The organism is Tropicimonas sp. IMCC34043, from assembly GCF_003390845.1.
Taxonomy (GTDB): Bacteria; Pseudomonadota; Alphaproteobacteria; order Rhodobacterales; family Rhodobacteraceae; genus Tropicimonas.
The window spans coordinates 35,255-55,483 of the sequence record NZ_QMEK01000003.1 but is presented as its reverse complement, the minus strand read 5'-3'; the positions used below and the strand labels follow the sequence as shown (position 1 = coordinate 55,483).

Genomic DNA, 20,229 nt, shown 5'->3' with positions numbered 1-20,229 from the left:
GATTGAAAGCCGAGGGAGAAACCCCGATGTTCGAAAATTTCGAGATATTCCGGATGGCGCAGGGCCTTGCCCAATATGCATCGAACCGCCAATCCGTTGTCGCCCGAAACATCGCCAATGCCGATACGCCGGGCTATCGCCAGCAGGACCTCGCCAGCTTTTCAGAAACATACGATTCGAATTTCGACCAAATGCCGCTGCGCGCCACGCGCGCCGGCCATTTCGCGGAACCACCGTCAGCAACGCTTCCGAAATCGTCGGTCGTGGAAAACGCCGAAACCGACGCGAATGGAAATTCCGTTTCGCTCGAAACCGAAATCATGAAAACCGCCGTCATTCGCCAGCAGCATGAAATGGCGCTGTCGATCTACAAGAACGGGTTGAGCGTCTTGCGCGCCAGCCTCGGACGGACGTGAGGCAAACCATGGCAGATCTTCTCGATACCATGAAGGTTTCGGCAAGCGGCATGCAGGCACAATCGACCCGCCTGCGCCACGTCTCGGAGAACATCGCCAATGCCGACACGCCGGGGTTCCGGCGCAAGCTTACAAGCTTCGAAGAGGCGCGGGACCCGGACGGCATCGCGCTGGTCCGCAATTCTGCCGTGCAGCTCGACCAGAGCAAGCTTGAACGGATTTACGACCCTGCCCACCCGCTGGCAGACGGCTCCGGCCATTATGACGGATCGAACGTCAACCTCCTGGTCGAGGTCGCGGACGCCCGCGAGGCGCAACGGAGCTACGAAGCGAACCTGAAAATGTTCGATCAGGCCCGGCAGATGACCGCAAGCCTGTTCGAACTCCTGAGAAAATAGGGAGACCCAGAATGGCGATCCAGGCACTACAGGCAGAACGGGCCTATCTGGCCGCAAAACCGGCGCTTGCGCCCTCGGCAAAACCGAGCGGCCCGGGCGAGGCGCTTGGCGCGGCCGCAGACGATTTCGCCGCGGTCCTGCGCAACAGCGAGGCGACGGCAAAGGCCGCCATGGTCGGCGATGCCGATCCGCTCGTGCTCGTCACCGCCCTGTCCCAGACCGAACTGGCGGTCGAGACGGCGTCCACGCTCCGCGACAAGGTGGTCGAGGCATATCAGGAAATCCTAAGGATGCCGGTCTGACCGATGGAAGAGGCCGTCTTTTTCGACACACTTCGCGAGGGGCTCTGGGTCGCGGTCGTCGTATCGCTTCCCATCCTGTCGGTGGCACTTGTCACCGGGATCGTCGTCGGCCTGTTCCAGGCGCTGACGTCGATTCAGGAAATGACGCTGACCTTCGTCCCGAAACTCCTCGCAATCGTCGTGGTGTTCTGGATGTCGATGGATTTCATGTCGCACTCCGTCACAGATTTCTTCGCGGCGCGGATCGTGCCGCTGATCGCCGGAGGTTGAGATGGGGACAGCCTATGTGACGATTTCCCGCCAGTCCGGGCTCTGGGGCGAAATGCGGACGATTGCCAATAATATATCGAACCTGTCCACCAGCGGTTTTCGCCGCGAAGGCGTGGTGTTTTCCGAATTCGTGAAAGCATCGCCCGGTGCCGCCGGTTCGATTTCGATGGCATCCGCGCGCGGCAGGCATCTGGACCTCTCGCAGGGCCCGCTCGATCCCACCGGGGGCGAGTTCGATCTTGCCATCGAGGGCGAGGGATTCTTCTGGGTCGATACGCCAGGCGGCCAGCGGCTGACCCGGGCCGGCAGCTTTCAGCCGAACGAGGCCGGGGATCTGGTCACGCCCGACGGCTATCCGGTTCTGGACGACGGCGGCGCCCCGATCTTCGTGCCGCCCGACGCGCGCGACATCGCCGTGGCCTCCGACGGGACGCTCAGTGCCGATGGTCAGCCGGTGGCGCGCATCGGCGTCGTGCGGCCGGACGGGTCGGCAAGCCTCGCCCATGAGTCAGGCGCTCTTTTCGCCGTCGACGGCGATGTCGAACCGGTCGAGGAAGCCAAGGTGCTTCAAGGTTTCGTCGAAGGATCGAACGTCAACCCGGTGCTCGAGGTCGCGCGGATGATCGAGGTGCAGCGCGCCTATGAACTCGGTCAGGCCTTCGGAGATCGCGAAGGCGACAGGCTGTCGAAAGTCATCGAAACCCTCACCAGATAATCCGGAGCCTTTTCATGCAATCCCTGAAGATCGCGGCAACGGGCATGGCCGCCCAGCAGATGCGGGTCGATGTCATCTCGAACAACCTCGCGAACATGAGCACCACCGGCTACAACGCCCGGCGCGCCGAGTTCGCGGACCTGCACTATCAGCAACTGACGCGCCCCGGCACCATCAATGCCGCGGACGGAACCGTTCTGCCGACCGGCGTCCAGGTCGGCCTTGGCGTGCGCGCAACCTCGGTGACGGTCAATCCCCAACAGGGCACCCTGTCGGCAACTGGCGGCAATCTCGACATCGCGATCGACGGCGACGGATATCTCGAGGTCACCCTGCCCTCCGGCAGTTCGGCCTATACCCGGGACGGCGGCCTGAAGCTTTCCGCAGACGGTCTGATAGTCACCTCTGATGGCTATCCGGTGGCGCCCGAAATCACCGTACCGAGCGATACGCGCGAGATCTCGATCAGTCCCGACGGCGAGGTCTATGGCTATTTCGACGGCGAGGTCGAGGCCGAGCTTCTGGGCCAGCTGACGCTCGCCGGCTTCTCGAACGAAAAGGGGCTCGAGGCGATCGGATCGAACCTGTTTCTGGAAAGCGCCGCGTCCGGCCAACCGCTGGTCGCGACGCCCGGCGAAGAGGGTCTGGGAACCGTCCGCCAGGGCTATCTCGAAGACAGCTCGGTCGACCCGGTGCGCGAGATCACCGAACTGATCCAGGCGCAGCGCGGGTATGAATTGAATGCCAAGGTCATCACCGCCGCCGACCAGATGCTTGGCGCAACGACGCAGATCCGATGACCGCGCGTCGCTCTGTCCTTGTCGCTGCCCTGATGGCGACCGTTTCAGGGGCTGCCGCGGCGGATACGCTGGTCGCGCGGGCCACGATCCGCAGCCGCGCCATCCTTGGCCCCGAAGACGTGGCATTTTCGGCCGAGGCCTCGCCCGGCGCGTTGACCGACCCTGCCGAGGCGATCGGCATGGAAGCGCGCGTGGTGATCTATGCCGGCCGGCCGATCCGTGCCGAAGATCTTCAGCAGCCCGCCTTGATCGAACGAAACCAGATCGTCTCGCTGGTCTACCTCAGAGGCGGGCTGTCGATTCTGACCGACGGGCGGTCGCTCGACCGGGCCGCCATCGGCGAAACGGTGCGGGTGATCAACCTCGCCTCGCACACGACCGTGACCGGAACCGTCGATCCCGACGGCCAGGTTATCGTTGGTTTAAGCGGCGCCTTCGCCTCGAACATGGAGTGGTGAGTGATGCGAAAGGTAGTGATCCCTCTCTTCGGCCTGCTTGCTCTGGCCTCCTGCGGACGGCTGGCAGAGGTGGGCAAACGTCCCGAGTTCTCGACAAATGTGGGAAACTACGAACACCGGGCCATGTCTGTCGTACCGCTGCCCGAGACTTTGATTCCCGAACGTTCCAGCGACATGGCCTCGTTGTGGAGTTCGGACGATCAGTCGCTGCTCGGCGATCAGCGGGCAGACGGGCGGGGCGATATCCTCACCGTCCTGATCGAGATCGACGACAAGGCCGAAATCTCGAACAAGACCGAACGCTCGCGGGCGGCGGGGGAGAACATGGCGATCCCTCAATTCTTCGGGGTGCCGCAGAACATGTTGAAGAACATGCCGGCGGGCGCCAGCATGGATCCGGCAGTCAAGGTGAAGTCGAAAAGTTCCACGGAAGGCGACGGCGCCGTGAAGCGCCGCGAAAAGCTGCAGCTGCGGATCGCGGCGACCATAGTCGAGGTCCTGCAGAATGGCGTCTTGCGGATCGAGGGCAGCCAGGAGGTTCGGGTCAACAACGAGATCCGCGAACTTCTGGTGTCGGGCTATGTCCGCCCCGAGGATATCACCCGACAAAATGTTATCACCTACGACAAGATCGCGTCGGCCCGGATCTCGTACGGCGGTCGCGGCCAGATCTCGGACGTCCAGCAGCCGCGCTATGGCCAACAGATCGCCGATATCCTGCTGCCGTTCTGAGGTTGCGATGAAACGACTGATCCTTCCCGTCCTGCTCGCCCTGATCGGCGCCGGTGCCGGTGTCGGCGCCGGCATGGCGCTCCGCCCCCCCGATGGCGGCACGGGGGTTCCTGCCGACCCGCACAGCGCTGCCGCCGATCCCCACGCGCAGACGGCGACAGCGCATGGGGCCGGTGGACGGGAACCCTCGCCCGAAAGCGATGCGCACGCCAGCGACGCGACCGAATTCGTCAAGCTGAACAACCAGTTCGTCGTGCCTGTCCTAAAGAACGGGCAGGTGACGGCAATGGTCGTTCTGTCGCTGACGCTTGAAACCGAACCCGGGTCGCGTGAAGCGATCTACGAGATCGAGCCGCGGATCCGCGACACCTTCCTGCAGGTCATGTTCGCCCATGCCAATGCCGGCGGCTTCGACGGGACTTTCACCCAGGTCAGCAATCTCGACGATCTTCGCGTCGCCCTGCGCGAAACGGCAACGCGTCTGCTTGGTGAAGCGGTCGTCGACGTCCTCGTCACGGATATCGCCCGCCAGGATATCTGAGCGCCGGGCGGTCGACCCGGGCCGGCACGTGCCGACAGGCCGCGTCGTGGCGCTTTCACTGCGCGGGGCGATGCAGCCGTCTCGCATCAAGGTTCGGGGCGCCCAAACCGGCAGGCGCCGCCTGGCCTGTCGCCGCACCACGGCAAATGCAGATGCCCGCCGAGGGGGCGAGGTTCGGCCTCGCGAACCCGCCCGCCGCGGCGAAGGTCCGGGATCTGCCCCGAACCTCGCGCGCGCAATCACGCCTCGACAAGCCTCGGAGCGGCAGGGGCAGGTTCGCCGAGCACCCTCCGAAGAAAGGCGGTTTCCTCCGGCGTGCACTCCGGGCCTTGGATCGCGCCGAAACAGGCGGCCGCCTTCAGCGTCCGGTCCGCAGCGTCCGGCAGGGCGTCCGGGCCGCAAAGCCGGAACGACACCGGCGACAGCGGTCCAAAGCACAGGGCGCGTTGCAGGTCGGGGCAGGCCGACAATTCGGGGTCCACGCCCAGCCGTCGGGCAAAGGCGATCGCGGCCGCCTGCATCGGTTGGGCAATGCCTGCGGCCTCGGGGCTCCAGTGCGACAGGGCCCCGGTCATTTCCGCAGGCGAGGGCCGCAACCCCCGGTCGGCAAGGCATCGGGCGATCCAGCGCCCCTGAAGCTCCAGCACCGGGAAATAAGGCCCGACGAGATCGAACATCCCGAGGAAAGACAGCCCGTCCAGATCCGGGTGGAAGGTCTGCGCATGCAGCCGCAATGCCCCGCCCCGCCCGTCCGGTGAAAGACCGAGCACACAGGCGACATCGGGGTCGAGAAACGGCAGGGCTATGTCGTAGCCGGTCCCGAACAGGATCGCATCGACCGCAACCTTCGACCCATCGGCAAAGATCACATCCCGGCCCGCAACGGCCCGGATCCAGGGCCGCACATCGATCCGGCCCTCGGCCACGGCCGGCAGAAACCCCTGCGATTGGGCGATCCCGGCGACCGCGATGTCGGGGTCGGGGCGGCGGGCACCGAACTGCTCGGGGCTGCCGGCAACGCTCAGCACCTTCGCCTTCAGCCCCTCCATCTGCACGAGGAAGGGCATCGCCTCGGCCGCCAATGCGGCCGCGCGGGTGAACATGATGTGGTCGGTCGGTACGCCCGAAATCAGCTTCGGCAGGATATAGCGCTGGCGACGGTAGCTTGCGACAACCCCGGCGGCACCGCCCGTTGCCAGATCCGCCGCGATTTCGAGGGCGCTGATCGAACAGCCAGCCACCAGAACACGGGCGCCGCGATAGGCCTGCGCGCCGGCGTAACCGGTCGTGTGATGCAGGCCGAGCCTGCCCGCAAAACCCTGAAGCCCCGGCACATCCGGCATCACAGGGGACCGATGCCGGCCGGTCGCGACGACGACGTTGGCAAAGACGTGTTCCTGCGGTTGCGGCGCGTCAACCTGCAGGGTCCAGCCGCCCGCGGCACGGCGCGCCAACCGCCTGACAGGGCAGTTCAACCGCAGATGCGCATGCAGGCCGAACTGCCGGGCATAGTCTTCAAGATAGCCAAGCACCTGGTCCTGACGCGGATAGGTGGCAACCTCGGGCGCGTGGTCGAGATCGGAAAAGGCGGTCAGGACCCGGCTGGTGTTGGTGCGCATGCCGGCCCAGGTTCCGCTGCCCGCGGCGTCGGGGTTCCACTGCCCGCCAAGCGCTGGCGCGGCCTCGAAGATGACTGGGATGAAACCCGCCTGTTTCAACCAGCGCGCAGCGACCAGCCCGCCGGGACCTGCCCCGATCACGGCCACCCGGCGGTCGGCATCGTCCGTTGTCGTGTTGAAATGCGTCATGGAATATCCTCTCTGTTCCAGAGCCTGCTCCGCTCTAGAACCCGCCGCGCCCGATGGCTTCCTAAGTAGTTGCTATAACGGCCGCGAATGGTGTTAAGACTTTCCTATTCATCGGGGATGCAAGGCAGCGCATGAAGATTGACGAGGCTATGTCCACCTTCGTTTCCGGGCATGTGATGATCGGCCTCGCGACGCGGGACTGGGCCGGACAGGCCAGCATCGCCCGTGGCGTGGGGGTGCGTGTCACCGACAACGGCGCCGGCCTTGATATCCTGATCTCGGGGCGGCAGTGGCGGCGGTCGGTCGAAAACCTCGCCGCGAACGGCGCGCTGGCAAGCACATTCTCCTCGCCGACCGACTACATCACCTATCAGTTCAAGGGCCATGCAGAGCTTGCCGCCGCCGGGCCCGCCGACCTCGTTCTGGCGCGCAGCTACATTGCGGGAATGCGTGCGCGTCTCGCCGACCTTGGCGTGCCGGAAAATGTCGCGGCCCAATGGTTCAGCGACGAGGATCTGCGCTGCGCCCGGCTCGGGATCGAGTTGGCCTTCGTCCAGACGCCCGGACCACGTGCCGGAGAGGTGCTGGCGACATGATGCTGGCCCAATTGTCCGAGGCCTGCTTCGAAGGCGTCATTCCCTCGCTCGTCGCAACGGTCGGTGCTGACGGGCTGCCCAATATCGCCTATCTTTCTCAGGTCATACGGATCGACGACGGTCTGGTCGGGATCTCGAACCAGTTCTTCGGCAAGACCGCGACGAACCTTCAGGCGAACCCGCGTGCGGCACTTCTGCTGGTCGATGGCCTGACCGGAGAGCAGTTTGAACTGGCCGCAGTGTTCACCGAGACACGGAACAGCGGGTCGATGTTTGACCGCTTCAAGGCGCAACTCGACGCCGAATTCGCGGCCTTCGGCCTTGATGAGGTCATGCGCCTGCGCGCGGTCGATCTGTTTCGGGTGAACGGCGTCAATGCCGTCCCGGGAAATCCGCCGCTCAGTGTCGATCCGCGCCGTCCGCCGACGATCGCGGCCATTGCGCAGGTGGCGGAGCGGATCGCGTTGGAAACCGAGACCGAGCAGATCCTCGATGCGACCCTCGACGGGGTCTGCGGGGCGCTTGGCTGCGACGCGGCGATGGTGTTTGCCGCCGATGCCGGGGACGGCGCCCTCGCCACTGTCGGCAGCCGCGGATACGACAGCTCCGGCGTCGGCGCCGAGGTCGGCTTGCAGCCCGGACTGATCCGCATCGCCGCCGCAACCGGGCTCGCGCTCCGCCTCAACGATCTGAGCCGCAGCAAACGCATGGCGGGGGCGGTTCGCGCAACGGCTACCCCGGAATCCGAGCACGCGATCGCGCTGCCAAGCCTGCCGGACGCGCAAAGCCAGCTTGCGGTGCCACTGCTCTGGCACGGGGTCCTGCAGGGGGTTCTGTTTGCCGAAAGCCGCGCGCGCCTTGCCTTTGACGATGTTGCCGTCAGGGCCGCGACGATCATTGCGCTGCAGGCCGGCGCCGCGCTGTCGATGGCCGATCGGGGCGACGAGGGCGAGCCGCCCGGGGTGCCTGCCTCCACCGGTGCCGCGGCGCATCGCACGACCGGCACCCGGGTGGTCCTGACGCACCACAGCCATGACGACAGCGTGTTCCTGAATGGCGACTACGTCACCCGAGGGGTGGCAGGGCGGTTGCTGCGCCTGATGATGCTCGAGTTTCAGCAGACCGGGCGCACCGAGTTCACCAACATGCAACTGCGCCGGATGCGGGACCTGAAGTTGCCGGATTTCAAGGACAACCTCGAAACCCGGTTGTTGATGCTGCGCCGCCGCCTGGATGAACGCGGGATGCCGGTGCGACTGACGCGAACCGGCCGTGGCAAGATCCGGCTGGACGCGCCCGCCGATATCCAGATCGACGAACGCAACTGACCCTTGCCGCAACCGGATCTGTGCGGTCCCCGGGAGGCGCCCCCCCCGCGGGACCGACCGAGCCCCTGTTCAGGCCATGCCGTCCGCAATCAGGCGGCGGGCAACATCGATGAATGCCGCGGACTGCGGCGCGGCGGGATCGCGCGCCACGATCGGTGTGCCGCTGTCAGCCGCAGTACGGATCGCCAGCGCCAGCGGGATCTCGGCCAGCAGCGGCACGCCCAGTTTCTCGGCCTCGGCCTTCACGCCGCCATGGCCGAAGATATGCTCCTCGTGGCCGCAGTTCGAACAGACGTGGGTCGACATGTTCTCGATCATGCCGACGATCGGCACGTTCAGCTTGTGGAACATGTCGATCCCCTTGCGGGCGTCGATCAGCGCGATGTCCTGCGGGGTCGAGACGATGATGGCGCCCGTCACTTCGGCCTTCTGCGCCAGCGTCATCTGCACATCGCCGGTCCCCGGCGGCAGATCGACGATCAGAACGTCAAGATCGCCCCACTGGACCTGAAGCAGCATCTGCTGCAACGCCCCGATCAGCATCGGTCCACGCCAGGCCGCCGCCTCGCCCTCGGGCAGCAGGAACCCCAGCGACATCATCGTCACCCCGTGGCCCTGCAGCGGAATGATGGTCTTGCCGTCGGGCGAACCGGGCTTGCCAGACACCCCCATCATCCGCGGCTGCGACGGGCCATAGACATCGGCGTCGAGCAGACCGACGCGGCGCCCTTCGGCTGCCAGCGCCACCGCAAGGTTGGCGGCGACCGTCGATTTGCCGACGCCGCCCTTGCCGCTGGCAATCGCGAGGATCCGCTCGACCCCCGGCACCTTCTGTGCCGGCGCGGGTTGCGCGGGGCGGCGTGGCTTCAGCTCTGGCGGCGGCGGCGCGGCCTTGACGGCATGGGCGGTCAGCACGGCCGAAACCTTCTCGACCCCGTCGAGCTGGCGCAGCGCTGCAACGGCCGCCTCGCGCACCTTTTCCATCGCTTCCGCCTTGGCCGGGTCGATCTCCAGCACAAAGCGGACCTCGCCGCCTTCGACCGTCAGCGCCCGCACCATATCCGCCGCGACGACATCCTCGCCGCCGGGTGTGCGGACAGATTTCAACGTCTCAAGAACTTTCTCGCGCAGCGTCACGTCGTTCTCCTTGCTGATCGTGCCGTGGCGGCATCCCGCGCCCCGGCGTCAGATCCTTTTGGCGCACCTTTGTGGAATTGACCACCCCGGGGCGCTGTCTGGCCCCGCGTGCCGCCGCACCGATTGTTCCTGCCAGAACGCTCAGGTATGATTCCGCCGAACGAGGCGGAGCAGGCCCATGACAGCGCTAAAGCAATTTGCCCGGCTGGAGTCCTCCGGGGTCTGGCGGCCGGATGCCGAGGCCCAGCGACAGGACGTCGTTGTCTCGTTCGGCGATGCCTCGCTTGTGATCTCCAACAAGACGATGAAGGCGCTCAGCCACTGGTCGCTTGCCGCGGTGGTGCGGATCAACCGTGGCGAGATGCCGGCGCTTTACACCCCCTCGGCCGATGGCACCGAAACCCTCGAGATCGAAGACGAGACCATGGTCGAGGCGATCGAGCAGGTGCGCACGGCGATCCTGAAATCCCGCCCGCGGGCGGGACGGCTGCGCGGTGTGCTGGTGGGTGGCGGGATTGTCGCGATGCTGGCGCTGGTGTTCGTCTGGCTGCCGGGTGCGCTTCTGAGCCATGCGCTCCGCGTCGTGCCCGAACCGACCCGGGCCGAAATCGGCACCGAGCTTTTCACGGCAATCGGCAGGGTCTCGGGCGCGCCCTGCCACAGCCCGCGCGGCGACAAGGCGCTGGCGCAATTGCACGCCCGACTGCTGGAGGGCGGCAAGGGCGCGCTGCTGGTGCTGCAGAACGGGCTGAATGGCACCACGTCGATCCCCGGCGGGCTGATCCTGCTCGACCATTCGCTCATCGAGGATCACGAGACCCCGGATGTGGTGGCAGGCTATATCCTGGCCGAGGCCGAACGCCGGGCCGAGCACGACCCGCTGAAGCAGCTTCTGGATCACGCCGGCAGCATCGCCACGCTGCGGCTTCTGACCTCGGGGCACCTGCCCGAACCTGCGCTTCAGGCCTATGCGGAATCCCTCGTCTCGGCCGAGCCGGCGCCAGTTCCCCAGGCAGCATTGCTACACCGCTTTGCCGCCGCCTCGGTCAGTTCGACCCCCTATGCCTATGCGCTCGACATGACCGGCGAAGCCACCATCGGGCTGATCGAGGCGGACCCGATGCGTGCCGGCGGCGCAAGGCCGGTGCTCGACGACGGCGACTGGGTGGCGCTGCAGGGGATCTGTGGCAACTGACCTCGCGCCACACCGGGTTCCACAACGGCGACGCCCCGCTTCCGAGGGTGAAAGCGGGACGCTAAGCCTGGTTGAAACCTGCTCTGTCTCTCGTCTTGCCGTCTTGTTGTTATTGTTGCGAGGATGCTACAGCCCCCGACAATTAGAAGATCTGCCTAGATCTTGTGTAGCAGGATGCCGCAGCTCCTGAATCGAGTAAAGCAATTTTATGTTAACGACGCGATTTCTTCGATTAAGATGTTGCGCCCCTCCGTGCGGCGACGAAATCGTCCGGTCGGACGTCACAGGTCAGCTTCGACAGGGACGGGTGGCGCAGCGCCGAACGCCCCTGCCTCGCGAGACAGGGGCGCGGCCGTGGTCTTGCCGTGTCCGGCGCTATTTCGTCCCGAACATGCGGTCCCCGGCGTCGCCAAGTCCCGGCACGATATAGCCGTGATCGTTCAGGTGACTGTCGAGCGAGGCGGTGACAATGGGCACATCCGGGTGCGCCTCTTTCATGCGCGCGACGCCTTCGGGGGCAGCCAGCAGGCACAGAAAGCGGATATTGGTGGCACCGGCAGCCTTCAGCAAGTCGATTGCCGCGACCGATGAATTGCCGGTGGCCAGCATCGGATCGACCACGATCACCAGCCGGTCGGACAGATCCTCGGGCACCTTGAAGTAATATTGCACCGGTTGCAGCGTCTCGGGGTCGCGATAGAGCCCGATAAAACCGACGCGCGCGCCCGGCACCAGTTCGAGGATCCCGTCCAGCAATCCGTTGCCGGCACGCAGGATCGAGATCAGCGCCAGTTTCTTTCCCGACAGCGTCGGCGCCATCATCTTGGTCAGCGGCGTTTCGATCTCGACCTCTTCCATCTCCATGTCAAAGGTCACCTCATAGGCCAGGAACTGGCTGATCTCGCGCAGGAGCCGCCGGAACTTGGCCGTCGAAGCCTCCTTGTCGCGCATCAGCGTCAGCTTGTGCTGCACCAGCGGGTGATCGACGATGGTCAGGTGGTCATACATCGGCATCTCCGAGTTTTTTCAACAGGTCATCGCGGGTTTTTGCATCGCAGAAGGCGGCCTCGGCGGCAACCCGGTTGAGCGCGGCAAAATCCTCACTTCCCCAATGGAAGGCATCGGCAAGCCGCTCGTATTCGCGTGAAAGCGTGGTGTGGAAGAACGGCGGATCGTCGGTCGAGACCGTGACCCTGACGCCCGCGTCGCGCAATCTGGCAATCGGGTGGCGCGAGTAGTCGCGATAAAGCCCGAGCGCGACGTTCGACCCCGGGCAGACCTCGAGCACGGTGCCACGCTCGGCCAGCCAGTCGACGAGTGCGGGGTCCTCGATGGCCCGCACGCCGTGGCCGATCCGCTCGACCCCCAGATCCTCGACCGCGGCGCGCACGCTGGCCGGTCCGCCCCATTCGCCGGCATGGCAGGTCAACCGCAGCCCCGCCTCGCGGGCGCAATCGAAGGCCCAGATATAGTCGCGCGGCCGGCCCACGCCTTCGTCGCCGGCAAGGCCCAGCCCGACAATGAAATCCCCCGCCGTCTCGGCCGCGCAGAGCGCTGGCGCCTTTGCGCGCTCGGGTCCGAAATGCCGGATCGGGGTGACGATCCCTTTCAGGATCACGCCGCCCTGCGCCTCGGACCGCGCCGCGGCCTCCTGCATCGCCTGCAGGTATTCGCGCCACGCGGCCAGATCGCCGCCGCCGCAGAAATCGGGCGAGATGAAGGTTTCGGCATAGATCGCGCCCTGTTCGGTCAGGTCCTCGGTCACCACGGCGATCAGCCGGGCATAGTCCTCGGGGGTGCTCAGAACCGCGGTCGCAGCCTCGTAGACCTTCAGGAACTCCAGGAAGTCGCCATAGGCGTAGGCACCGGCCTCGTTGAAGATACGGCTCAGGTCGACGCCCTTTTCGGCCGCAATCCCGCGGATGAATGCGGGCGGTGCCGCGCCCTCGAGATGCAGGTGCAATTCGATCTTGGGAAAGGTCATGGCAGAAAACTCCGACCCGGTCCCTGCGCGGGCACGCCCAGATGTGCGGCGATGCTGGCCGCCACATCGACGAAGGCAACGTTGCCGATCGCGCCCGCACCGACGCCGTGACAGACCACCGGCACCCGCTCGCGCGTGTGATCGGTGCCGCGCCATGTCGGGTCGTTGCCGTGATCGGCCGTGACCAGCACCATGTCGCCCGGCCGCAGACGGGTCATCAGCCGCCCCAGTTCGGCATCGAACCATTCGAGCGCGCGGGCATAGCCCGAGACATCCCGCCGGTGGCCATAGACGCTGTCGAATTCGACGAAGTTGGCAAAGGTCAGGCTGCCGTCCGGGGCCGCGTCGATGAAATCGCCCAGATGTCCGATCAGCGTCGCATCGGTTCCGCGCCGCACCTCGTCGATCCCCTGCATCGAGAAGATGTCGCCGATCTTGCCCACCGCCAGAACCTTGCGGCCCGCGGCATGGACCCAGTCGCACAGCGTCGGCGCGGGCGGGGCGATGGCATAGTCGTGGCGGTTCGTCGTGCGGACAAACCCCTCCTCGGGCGAGCCGACAAAGGGACGCGAGATCACCCGCCCGACCCGCATGCCATGCAGCATCGGCGCCAGATCCTGGCACAGCTTTTGCAGCCGCGCCTCGCCAAAGGTCTCTTCGTGGGCGGCAATCTGGAACACGCTGTCGACCGAGGTATAGCAGATCGGCCAGCCGGTGCGCATGTGCTCGGCCCCCAGTTCCTCGATGATCAGCGTGCCCGAGGCGTGGCAATTGCCAAGAATGTCCGCGGTCCCCGCCGCCCGGCACACCGCCTGCCGCACCTCCTCGGGGAAGGAGGGCACGGTCTTGGGGAAATAGTGCCATTCCCAGGGCACGGGCACGCCCGCCAGCTCCCAATGCCCCGAGGGCGTGTCCTTGCCGCGCGATACCTCGGTGGCTGCCCCGCAAAGCCCTTCGGACATTGCCTCGATCCCTGGTGCCGCCTCGCCGCAAGCGGTGGCAATCGCGGTGCCAAGCCCAAGGCGGGCAAGATTGGGGAGCCGGAGCGGCCCGCTCCGTCCCGCCTCGGCCTGGCCCTCGGCACAGGCGCGGGCAATGTGCAGCAGGGTGTTGGCGCCGGTGTCGGGTTTGCCGGCGTTGAAGAATTCGCCCGCATCGGGCGCCCCGCCGCAGCCGACGGAATCCATCACCACCAGAAAGGCACGGGTCATGGCGCGATCCTTTCGTGTATCAAGGGCGGCAGGTCGGGCGCCGCCGCGCCGATCAGGTAGGCGCCGCGCAACGCCACCGCTGCGGCCTCGGCGGCGGCATCGCTTGCCGCATGGACCCGGCCCAGCGGGCGACCGGCCGAGACCATCTCGCCCAGCCCCGCCAGCGTCGAGAACCCGACGCTCGGGTCGATCACATCGCCGTCGCGCAGCCGCCCGCCGCCCAGATGGACGACCGCCAGCCCCACCGCCTCGACATCGATCCGCGCCACGACACCCGCCTCGGCCGGAAAGACATCGCGCACCACTGCCGCCTCGGGCAGGTGCCGCCGCCAGGCGCCGACGAAGTCGGCGGGCCCGCCAAGGGCCGCGATCATCCGTTCGAACCGTTCGGCCGCAGCGCCCGAGCGCAGGGCCCCGGCGATCTTGTCGGCGCCGGCCTCGGCCGTATCGGCAAGCCCGCTCAGCGCCAGCAACTCGCCGCCGAGCGCCACGGTCAGGTCCCAAAGCCGTTCCGACACCGCCTCGCAGGTCAGCGTCTGCATGCCTTCTGCGATCTCGAGCGCGTTGCCCGCCGTGCCGATCAGCGGCTGGCTCATGTCGGTGATGAGCGCCGTCGTCCGGCACCCTGCGCCCTCGGCCGTCGCGACCAGCGAATGTGCCAGCGCCCGCGAATCCTCGGCCGTCTTCATGAAGGCGCCGGATCCGGTCTTGACGTCAAGCACCAGCGCGTCGAGCCCCGCGGCAAGTTTTTTCGACAGGATCGAGGCTGTGATCAGATCGATCGATTCGACCGTGCCGGTCACGTCGCGGACCGCATAAAGCCGCTTGTCGGCCGGGGCGATGCGCTGGCTGGCGCCAACGATGGCGCAGCCGATGTCACCGACGATTTCGCGCAGCCGCGCCTGCGACACCTCGGCGGTATACCCCGGGATCGCCTCGAGCTTGTCGAGCGTGCCGCCGGTGTGGCCGAGCCCGCGGCCCGAGATCATCGGCACATAGGCGCCGCAGGCTGCCAGCGCCGGGGCAAGCGTCAGCGAGACGCTGTCGCCCACGCCCCCCGTCGAATGCTTGTCGACGACCGGCCCCGGCATGTCCCAGTCAAGCACATCGCCGCTGTCGCGCATGGCAAGCGTCAGCGCGACGCGCCCGGCCTCGGACAATGGCGTGCGGCAGATCCCCATGGCAAAAGCCCCGGCCTGGGCGTCGCTGACAGCGCCCGAGGCCAATGCCCCACCGAACCAGGACAACTCATCCGGGTCGGGCCGCTCGGCCCGCCGCAGTTTTGACAATATCTGTCGCGCGTCCACCCCGGCCCCTCAGGCCCGGTCCATATGGCCCGCGCCAAAGGCTCCGGGCAGCAACTCGTCCACCGTCATGGTCAGTTCGGCACCGTCGAGAGTCGCCATGGTGACCTTCACGTCGCCGCCTGCGAATTCCTTCAGCTTCTGACGGCAGCCACCGCAGGGCGGCACCGGCGCCGGGCTGTCGGCGATCACAGCGACTTCGACAATCTGGTATTCGCCCGCGGCGGCCATCGCCGCAATCGCGCCCGCCTCGGCACAGGTCCCCTCGGGATAGGCCACGTTTTCGACGTTGCAGCCCACATGAACGGCGCCCGAGGCGCCGCGCAACGCCGCCCCGACCTTGAAATTCGAATAGGGGACATAGGCCCGTTCGCGAACCGCCCGCGCCGCATCCATCAGCGATTTTCCGGTCATGGCGATCCCCTCATTGGCTTGTCGCACCACTTTGTTCCGCCGCCGTGCGGGATGCAAGGGCCGCACAGATCGCTGTCATGCGCCCCTGCGTCACCGGCTCCGGTTCTTTGCCGAAAAGGACTGGTTTAACGTTGAACAAACCGTCGCATGAGAGTCACCGATGACCCAGGACACCTCCCTCGAAAGCCAAAGCGCCGCGCTCCATTATCACGAGTTTCCCAAGCCCGGAAAACTCGAGATCCGCGCCACCAAGCCGCTGGCGAACGGCCACGATCTGGCGCTGGCCTATTCCCCCGGCGTGGCCGATGCCTGCCTTGCCATCAGGGACGATCCGGCCGCCGCCATGCGCTATACCAGCCGCGGCAACCTGGTCGCGGTGATATCGAACGGCACCGCCGTGCTCGGGCTTGGCAATATCGGCCCGCTTGCCGCGAAACCGGTGATGGAGGGCAAAGCGGTCCTGTTCAAGAAGTTCGCCAATATCGACTGCTTCGATCTCGAAGTGAACGAAAGCGATCCCGAACGGCTCGCCGACATTGTCTGCGCGCTCGAACCCTCGTTCGGGGCGATCAACCTCGAGGACATCAAGGCGCCCGATTGTTTCGTGGTCGAACGGCTCTGCCGCGAACGGATGAACATCCCGGTGTTCCACGACGACCAGCACGGCACCGCAATCGTCGTCGGCGCCGCGGCGACCAACGCCCTTTTCGTCGCGGGCAAGGATTTCGACAAGATCAAGGTCGTCTCGACCGGCGGCGGCGCGGCCGGCATCGCCTGCCTCAACATGCTGCTGAAGCTTGGGGTCAAGCGCGAGAATGTCTGGCTCTGCGACATCCACGGACTGGTCTATGCCGGCCGGACCGAGGACATGAACCCGCTGAAGGAAAAATACGCCCAAGCCACCGATCTGCGCACGCTCGATCAGGTGATCGACGGCGCCGATCTGTTCCTTGGCCTGTCGGGCCCGCGGGTGCTGACGGCGGAGATGGTGAGAAAGATGGCGCCACGTCCCATCGTCTTTGCGCTCGCCAATCCGACACCCGAGATCCTGCCCGCCGAGGTAAAGGCCGTGGCGCCCGACGCGATCATTGCCACGGGACGGTCGGATTACCCCAATCAGGTCAACAACGTCCTCTGCTTTCCCTTCATCTTCCGTGGCGCGCTCGATGTCGGCGCGACCGAGATCAACGACGCCATGCAGCTTGGTTGCATCGAAGGCATCGCCGCCCTTGCCCGCGCCACGACGAGCGCCGAGGCAGCGGCAGCCTACAAGGACGAACAACTCAGCTTCGGTCCCGAATACCTGATCCCGAAACCCTTCGATCCACGTCTGATGGGCGTCGTCGCCTCGGCCGTCGCCCGTGCCGCGATGGAAAGCGGGGTGGCCACCCGTCCGCTCGACGATCTTGGCGCCTACAAGGCCAAGCTCGACGGCTCGGTCTTCAAGTCGGCGCTGCTGATGCGCCCGGTCTTCGACGCGGCCTCCAAGGCGCAGCGCAAGATCGTCTTCGCCGAGGGCGAGGATGAACGGGTGCTGCGCGCGGCCAACGCAATGCTCGAACAGACGACCGACCTGCCGATCCTGATCGGACGGCCCGACGTGATCGAACAGCGGTGCGAACGTGCCGGCCTGCAGATCCGCGCGGGCCGCGACATCGAGATCGTGAACCCCGAAAACGACCCCCGCCACCTCGAATATTCCGAGACCTATCTCAAGGTCATGTCACGCCGCGGCGTAACGCCCGAGATCGCCCGCACCATCATGCGCACCAACACCACCGCGATTGCCGCGGTCATGGTCCATCGCGGCGAAGCCGACAGCCTGATCTGCGGCACCTTCGGGCAATACTCCTGGCATCTGAACTATGTCACCCAGCTGCTGCAACATGGCACCCTCCGTCCGGTGGGGGCCTTGTCGATCATGATCCTCGAGGACGGGCCATTGTTTATCGCCGACACCCAGGTCAACCAGCAGCCAAGCCCGCAGCAGATCGCCGACACCGTGATGGGCTGCGCCCGCCACATCCGCCGCTTCGGGATCGAACCCAAGATCGCGCTCTGCGCCTATTCCCAGTTCGGCAACCTCAACAGCGAAAGCGGCGAGCGGATGCGCGCCGCCCTTCAGATCCTCGACCGCTGGAACCCCGATTTCGTCTATGAGGGCGAGATGCACATCGATTCCGCCCTCGACGCGTCGATTCGCGAACGCCTGCTACCCGATTCGCGCCTGAAAGGCGCCGCAAACGCGATGGTCTTCGCCAACGCCGATGCCGCAAGTGCGGTGCGCAACGTGCTGAAGATGAAGGCCGCCGGGCTGGAGGTGGGGCCGATTCTGATGGGCATGGGAAACCGCGCCCATGTTGCCACCCCGTCGATTACCGCGCGCGGCCTGCTGAACATGTCCGCCATCGCCGGCACACCGGTCGCGCACTACAGTTGAACGAATTTTCCGTCTGAGACCGTCAAACGCGGTCACGGGAGGCCCGGAACATCCATGTTAGCGCCAACCGTGACCGTGCAGCGCAGAGCGGACAATATACTTGCGCGATTATGAACGCGCTGCGTAACTCCGGCAATGGTTCGAGGGAGAGAAGACATGGGATATTCCGACATCTATGACGCCTGGAAGGCCGATCCCGAGGCGTTCTGGATGCAGGCCGCCGAGGCGATCGACTGGTACACCCCGCCGTCGAAGGCATTGTTCGACGACAAGGCGCCGATTTACGAATGGTATTCGGATGCGCTGGTCAACACCTGCTACAACGCCGTGGACCGCCACGTCGAAGCCGGCCGCGGCGACCAGGTCGCCATCATCCACGACAGCCCGGTCACCCATTCCAAGCGCGAGATCACCTATTTCGAGCTTCGGAACCGGGTCGCAAGCCTCGCCGGTGCGCTGAAGGCCAAGGGCGTGAACAAGGGCGACCGCGTCATCATCTACATGCCCATGATCCCCGAGGCGGTCGAGGCCATGCTCGCCTGCGCACGCATCGGCGCCATCCACTCGGTGGTCTTTGGCGGATTTGCCGCCCACGAACTCGCCGTGCGGATCGACGACGCCAAACCGAAATGCATCATCGCCGCCTCCTGCGGCGTCGAACCCGGCCGTGTCGTGCACTACAAGCCCCTGCTCGACGGGGCCATCGACCAGTCGACCCACAAGCCCGACTTCTGCGTGATCTACCAGCGCGAGCAGGAAGTGGCGCACCTCGTGGAGGGCCGCGACTTCAACTGGTACGGCTTCCAGTACGGCACCGACCCGGTCGACTGCCTGCCCGTGGAAGGCAACCACCCCGCTTATATCCTTTATACGTCGGGCACCACCGGACAGCCCAAGGGCGTGATCCGGCATACCGCAGGTCAGCTCGTCGCACTCAACTGGACCATGGACAACGTCTATAACATCGCCCCGGGCGACGTGTTCTGGGCCGCCTCGGACGTGGGCTGGGTCGTCGGCCACAGCTATATCTGCTATGCGCCCTTGATCCACGGCAACACCACCATCGTGTTCGAGGGCAAGCCCGTCGGCACCCCCGATCCCGGCACCTTCTGGCGGGTGATCCAGGAACACAAGGTCAAGGTCCTGTTCACCGCGCCGACCGCGCTGCGTGCGATCCGGCGCGAGGATCCGACCGGCGCGTTCATCAAGAAATACGATCTCAGCGGCCTGCAGGCCCTGTTCCTGGCCGGCGAGCGCGCCGACCCCGACACCATCAAGTGGGCGCAGGAACACCTCGGCGTGCCGGTAATCGACCACTGGTGGCAGACCGAGACCGGCTGGGCCATCGCCGCCAACCCGCTGGGGATCGAGGAATTGCCGGTCAAGCTCGGCAGCCCCTCGGTGCCGATGCCGGGCTATGACGTCCATATCCTCGACGAGGGCGGGCACGAGGTTGCGGCCGGCCAGATGGGCGCCATCGCGATCAAGCTGCCGCTGCCGCCGGGCACGCTGCCGACGCTGTGGAATGCCGACGACCGCTTCCTGAAATCCTATCTCAACCACTTCCCGGGCTATTACGAAACCGGCGACGCCGGCTACAAGGACGAGGACGGCTACCTCTACATCATGGCCCGCACCGACGACGTCATCAACGTCGCCGGCCACAGGCTTTCGACCGGCGCGATGGAGGAGGTCCTGGCCTCCCACCCCGACGTTGCCGAATGCGCGGTGATCGGGGTCGCCGATACGCTCAAGGGTCAGCTTCCGATGGGCTTTCTGTGCCTCAACGCGGGTCACGAACGCTCGCCCGAAGAGGTCATCAAGGAATGCGTCTATCTGGTGCGCGACCAGATCGGCCCGGTGGCAGCCTTCAAGCTCGCCTGCGTCGTCGACCGCCTGCCCAAGACCCGCTCGGGCAAGATCCTGCGCGGCACGATGCAGAAGATCGCCGATGGCGAAGAGTTCAAGACACCCGCCACGATCGACGATCCGGCCATCCTCGACGAGATCACCGACGCGCTCGGCCGCATCGGCTACGCCAAGAAGGTCTGATCCGCCCCGGTCTGTGTCACACAGCGCAACCGCCCGGTCCCGGCCGGGCGGTTCCCGCCTCCGGCACCGGCGCTTCTTCTGTTTGAAAATATCCCGGGGGACGCGCGCCGACGGCGCGCGGGGGACAG

Annotated in this window: 21 protein-coding genes; 14 read left to right on the top strand and 7 right to left on the bottom strand. The window is 66.0% G+C overall.

Features of this window, described 5'->3' with window-relative positions:
• The first annotated feature begins 26 nt into the window (after positions 1 to 26).
• Genes DQG17_RS12775 through DQG17_RS12735 form a run of 9 tightly spaced genes read left to right on the top strand, consistent with a single transcriptional unit; the run spans position 27 to position 4,632 of the window.
• On the top strand, positions 27 to 416 hold the full coding sequence (locus tag DQG17_RS12775; RefSeq protein ID WP_116133245.1) for a FlgB family protein: 390 nt from the start codon (positions 27 to 29) through the stop codon (positions 414 to 416).
• A gap of 8 nt (positions 417 to 424) precedes the next feature.
• Positions 425 to 814 carry a flagellar basal body rod protein FlgC gene (gene flgC / locus DQG17_RS12770; RefSeq protein WP_116133244.1) on the top strand — a complete coding sequence of 130 codons (390 nt, stop codon included), beginning with the start codon at positions 425 to 427 and terminating at the stop codon, positions 812 to 814.
• 11 nt (positions 815 to 825) lie between these two features.
• Complete coding sequence (gene fliE, locus DQG17_RS12765; RefSeq protein ID WP_116133243.1) at positions 826 to 1,116, top strand: flagellar hook-basal body complex protein FliE; 291 nt, start codon at positions 826 to 828, stop codon at positions 1,114 to 1,116.
• A 3-nt stretch (positions 1,117 to 1,119) separates the two neighbouring features.
• Complete coding sequence (locus DQG17_RS12760; RefSeq protein ID WP_116133242.1) at positions 1,120 to 1,386, top strand: flagellar biosynthetic protein FliQ; 267 nt, start codon at positions 1,120 to 1,122, stop codon at positions 1,384 to 1,386.
• Between the two features lies 1 nt (position 1,387).
• Positions 1,388 to 2,101, top strand: coding sequence for a flagellar hook-basal body complex protein (locus tag DQG17_RS12755; RefSeq protein WP_116133241.1), 714 nt, complete (start codon positions 1,388 to 1,390; stop codon positions 2,099 to 2,101).
• A gap of 14 nt (positions 2,102 to 2,115) precedes the next feature.
• Positions 2,116 to 2,901, top strand: coding sequence for a flagellar basal-body rod protein FlgG (gene flgG, locus DQG17_RS12750; RefSeq protein ID WP_116133240.1), 786 nt, complete (start codon positions 2,116 to 2,118; stop codon positions 2,899 to 2,901).
• Positions 2,898 to 3,359, top strand: coding sequence for a flagellar basal body P-ring formation chaperone FlgA (gene flgA / locus DQG17_RS12745; RefSeq protein ID WP_116133239.1), 462 nt, complete (start codon positions 2,898 to 2,900; stop codon positions 3,357 to 3,359). The genes flgG and flgA overlap by 4 nt, the downstream gene beginning before the upstream one ends.
• A 3-nt stretch (positions 3,360 to 3,362) precedes the next feature.
• Positions 3,363 to 4,091 (top strand): flagellar basal body L-ring protein FlgH, encoded by a 729-nt coding sequence (gene flgH, locus DQG17_RS12740; RefSeq protein WP_116133238.1) that lies wholly within the window; start codon positions 3,363 to 3,365, stop codon positions 4,089 to 4,091.
• Between the two features lie 7 nt (positions 4,092 to 4,098).
• Positions 4,099 to 4,632: a flagellar basal body-associated FliL family protein gene (locus DQG17_RS12735; RefSeq protein WP_116133237.1), complete on the top strand. Its 534-nt coding sequence runs from the start codon at positions 4,099 to 4,101 to the stop codon at positions 4,630 to 4,632.
• 239 nt (positions 4,633 to 4,871) lie between these two features.
• Here DQG17_RS12735 and DQG17_RS12730 read toward each other — a convergent pair whose 3' ends face one another.
• On the bottom strand, positions 4,872 to 6,440 hold the full coding sequence (locus DQG17_RS12730) for an NAD(P)/FAD-dependent oxidoreductase (RefSeq protein ID WP_116133236.1): 1,569 nt from the start codon (positions 6,438 to 6,440) through the stop codon (positions 4,872 to 4,874).
• Positions 6,441 to 6,571: 131 nt separating this feature from the next.
• On the opposite strand from DQG17_RS12730, the gene DQG17_RS12725 reads away from it, so the two are divergent.
• Positions 6,572 to 7,036: a pyridoxamine 5'-phosphate oxidase family protein gene (locus DQG17_RS12725; protein ID WP_116133235.1), complete on the top strand. Its 465-nt coding sequence runs from the start codon at positions 6,572 to 6,574 to the stop codon at positions 7,034 to 7,036.
• Positions 7,033 to 8,364, top strand: a complete 1,332-nt coding sequence (locus DQG17_RS12720) for a GAF domain-containing protein (RefSeq protein WP_198666108.1) — start codon at positions 7,033 to 7,035, stop codon at positions 8,362 to 8,364. Before DQG17_RS12725 ends, DQG17_RS12720 begins: the two co-directional genes overlap by 4 nt.
• 69 nt (positions 8,365 to 8,433) lie before the next feature.
• On the opposite strand, the gene DQG17_RS12715 is transcribed toward DQG17_RS12720, so the two are convergent.
• Positions 8,434 to 9,501 carry an Mrp/NBP35 family ATP-binding protein gene (locus DQG17_RS12715; protein ID WP_116133233.1) on the bottom strand — a complete coding sequence of 356 codons (1,068 nt, stop codon included), beginning with the start codon at positions 9,499 to 9,501 and terminating at the stop codon, positions 8,434 to 8,436.
• A gap of 178 nt (positions 9,502 to 9,679) precedes the next feature.
• Between DQG17_RS12715 and DQG17_RS12710 the strand changes: the two genes are divergently transcribed.
• Entirely contained in the window at positions 9,680 to 10,696 is a 1,017-nt protein-coding gene (locus DQG17_RS12710; protein WP_116133232.1) for a hypothetical protein, read from the top strand.
• A 375-nt stretch (positions 10,697 to 11,071) separates the two neighbouring features.
• On the opposite strand, the gene upp is transcribed toward DQG17_RS12710, so the two are convergent.
• Genes upp through DQG17_RS12685 form a run of 5 tightly spaced genes read right to left on the bottom strand, consistent with a single transcriptional unit; the run spans position 11,072 to position 15,636 of the window.
• On the bottom strand, positions 11,072 to 11,704 hold the full coding sequence (upp, locus tag DQG17_RS12705) for a uracil phosphoribosyltransferase (RefSeq protein ID WP_116133597.1): 633 nt from the start codon (positions 11,702 to 11,704) through the stop codon (positions 11,072 to 11,074).
• Entirely contained in the window at positions 11,697 to 12,680 is a 984-nt protein-coding gene (locus tag DQG17_RS12700) for an adenosine deaminase (protein ID WP_116133231.1), read from the bottom strand. The genes upp and DQG17_RS12700 overlap by 8 nt, the downstream gene beginning before the upstream one ends.
• Positions 12,677 to 13,891: a phosphopentomutase gene (locus tag DQG17_RS12695; protein ID WP_116133230.1), complete on the bottom strand. Its 1,215-nt coding sequence runs from the start codon at positions 13,889 to 13,891 to the stop codon at positions 12,677 to 12,679. Before DQG17_RS12695 ends, DQG17_RS12700 begins: the two co-directional genes overlap by 4 nt.
• A complete protein-coding gene (locus tag DQG17_RS12690) occupies positions 13,888 to 15,198 on the bottom strand; it encodes a thymidine phosphorylase (RefSeq protein WP_116133229.1) in 1,311 nt (436 codons plus the stop codon). The genes DQG17_RS12695 and DQG17_RS12690 overlap by 4 nt, the downstream gene beginning before the upstream one ends.
• 9 nt (positions 15,199 to 15,207) lie before the next feature.
• On the bottom strand, positions 15,208 to 15,636 hold the full coding sequence (locus DQG17_RS12685) for a cytidine deaminase (protein ID WP_255415658.1): 429 nt from the start codon (positions 15,634 to 15,636) through the stop codon (positions 15,208 to 15,210).
• Positions 15,637 to 15,769: 133 nt separating this feature from the next.
• Between DQG17_RS12685 and DQG17_RS12680 the strand changes: the two genes are divergently transcribed.
• Positions 15,770 to 18,049: an NADP-dependent malic enzyme gene (locus DQG17_RS12680; RefSeq protein ID WP_116133227.1), complete on the top strand. Its 2,280-nt coding sequence runs from the start codon at positions 15,770 to 15,772 to the stop codon at positions 18,047 to 18,049.
• A gap of 156 nt (positions 18,050 to 18,205) precedes the next feature.
• The gene (locus DQG17_RS12675) at positions 18,206 to 20,101 is read left to right on the top strand and encodes a propionyl-CoA synthetase (RefSeq protein ID WP_116133226.1); all 1,896 of its coding nucleotides are present in this window, start codon (positions 18,206 to 18,208) and stop codon (positions 20,099 to 20,101) included.
• Positions 20,102 to 20,229 lie beyond the last annotated feature (128 nt).

Coding starts and splice junctions, on each gene's coding strand:
- DQG17_RS12775 (WP_116133245.1), top strand. CDS start 27: ATGTTCGAAAATTTCGAGATATTCCGGATGGCGCAGGGCCTTGCCCAA.
- flgC (WP_116133244.1), top strand. CDS start 425: ATGGCAGATCTTCTCGATACCATGAAGGTTTCGGCAAGCGGCATGCAG.
- fliE (WP_116133243.1), top strand. CDS start 826: ATGGCGATCCAGGCACTACAGGCAGAACGGGCCTATCTGGCCGCAAAA.
- DQG17_RS12760 (WP_116133242.1), top strand. CDS start 1,120: ATGGAAGAGGCCGTCTTTTTCGACACACTTCGCGAGGGGCTCTGGGTC.
- DQG17_RS12755 (WP_116133241.1), top strand. CDS start 1,388: ATGGGGACAGCCTATGTGACGATTTCCCGCCAGTCCGGGCTCTGGGGC.
- flgG (WP_116133240.1), top strand. CDS start 2,116: ATGCAATCCCTGAAGATCGCGGCAACGGGCATGGCCGCCCAGCAGATG.
- flgA (WP_116133239.1), top strand. CDS start 2,898: ATGACCGCGCGTCGCTCTGTCCTTGTCGCTGCCCTGATGGCGACCGTT.
- flgH (WP_116133238.1), top strand. CDS start 3,363: ATGCGAAAGGTAGTGATCCCTCTCTTCGGCCTGCTTGCTCTGGCCTCC.
- DQG17_RS12735 (WP_116133237.1), top strand. CDS start 4,099: ATGAAACGACTGATCCTTCCCGTCCTGCTCGCCCTGATCGGCGCCGGT.
- DQG17_RS12730 (WP_116133236.1), bottom strand. CDS start 6,440: ATGACGCATTTCAACACGACAACGGACGATGCCGACCGCCGGGTGGCC.
- DQG17_RS12725 (WP_116133235.1), top strand. CDS start 6,572: ATGAAGATTGACGAGGCTATGTCCACCTTCGTTTCCGGGCATGTGATG.
- DQG17_RS12720 (WP_198666108.1), top strand. CDS start 7,033: ATGATGCTGGCCCAATTGTCCGAGGCCTGCTTCGAAGGCGTCATTCCC.
- DQG17_RS12710 (WP_116133232.1), top strand. CDS start 9,680: ATGACAGCGCTAAAGCAATTTGCCCGGCTGGAGTCCTCCGGGGTCTGG.
- upp (WP_116133597.1), bottom strand. CDS start 11,704: ATGTATGACCACCTGACCATCGTCGATCACCCGCTGGTGCAGCACAAG.
- DQG17_RS12700 (WP_116133231.1), bottom strand. CDS start 12,680: ATGACCTTTCCCAAGATCGAATTGCACCTGCATCTCGAGGGCGCGGCA.
- DQG17_RS12695 (WP_116133230.1), bottom strand. CDS start 13,891: ATGACCCGTGCCTTTCTGGTGGTGATGGATTCCGTCGGCTGCGGCGGG.
- DQG17_RS12680 (WP_116133227.1), top strand. CDS start 15,770: ATGACCCAGGACACCTCCCTCGAAAGCCAAAGCGCCGCGCTCCATTAT.
- DQG17_RS12675 (WP_116133226.1), top strand. CDS start 18,206: ATGGGATATTCCGACATCTATGACGCCTGGAAGGCCGATCCCGAGGCG.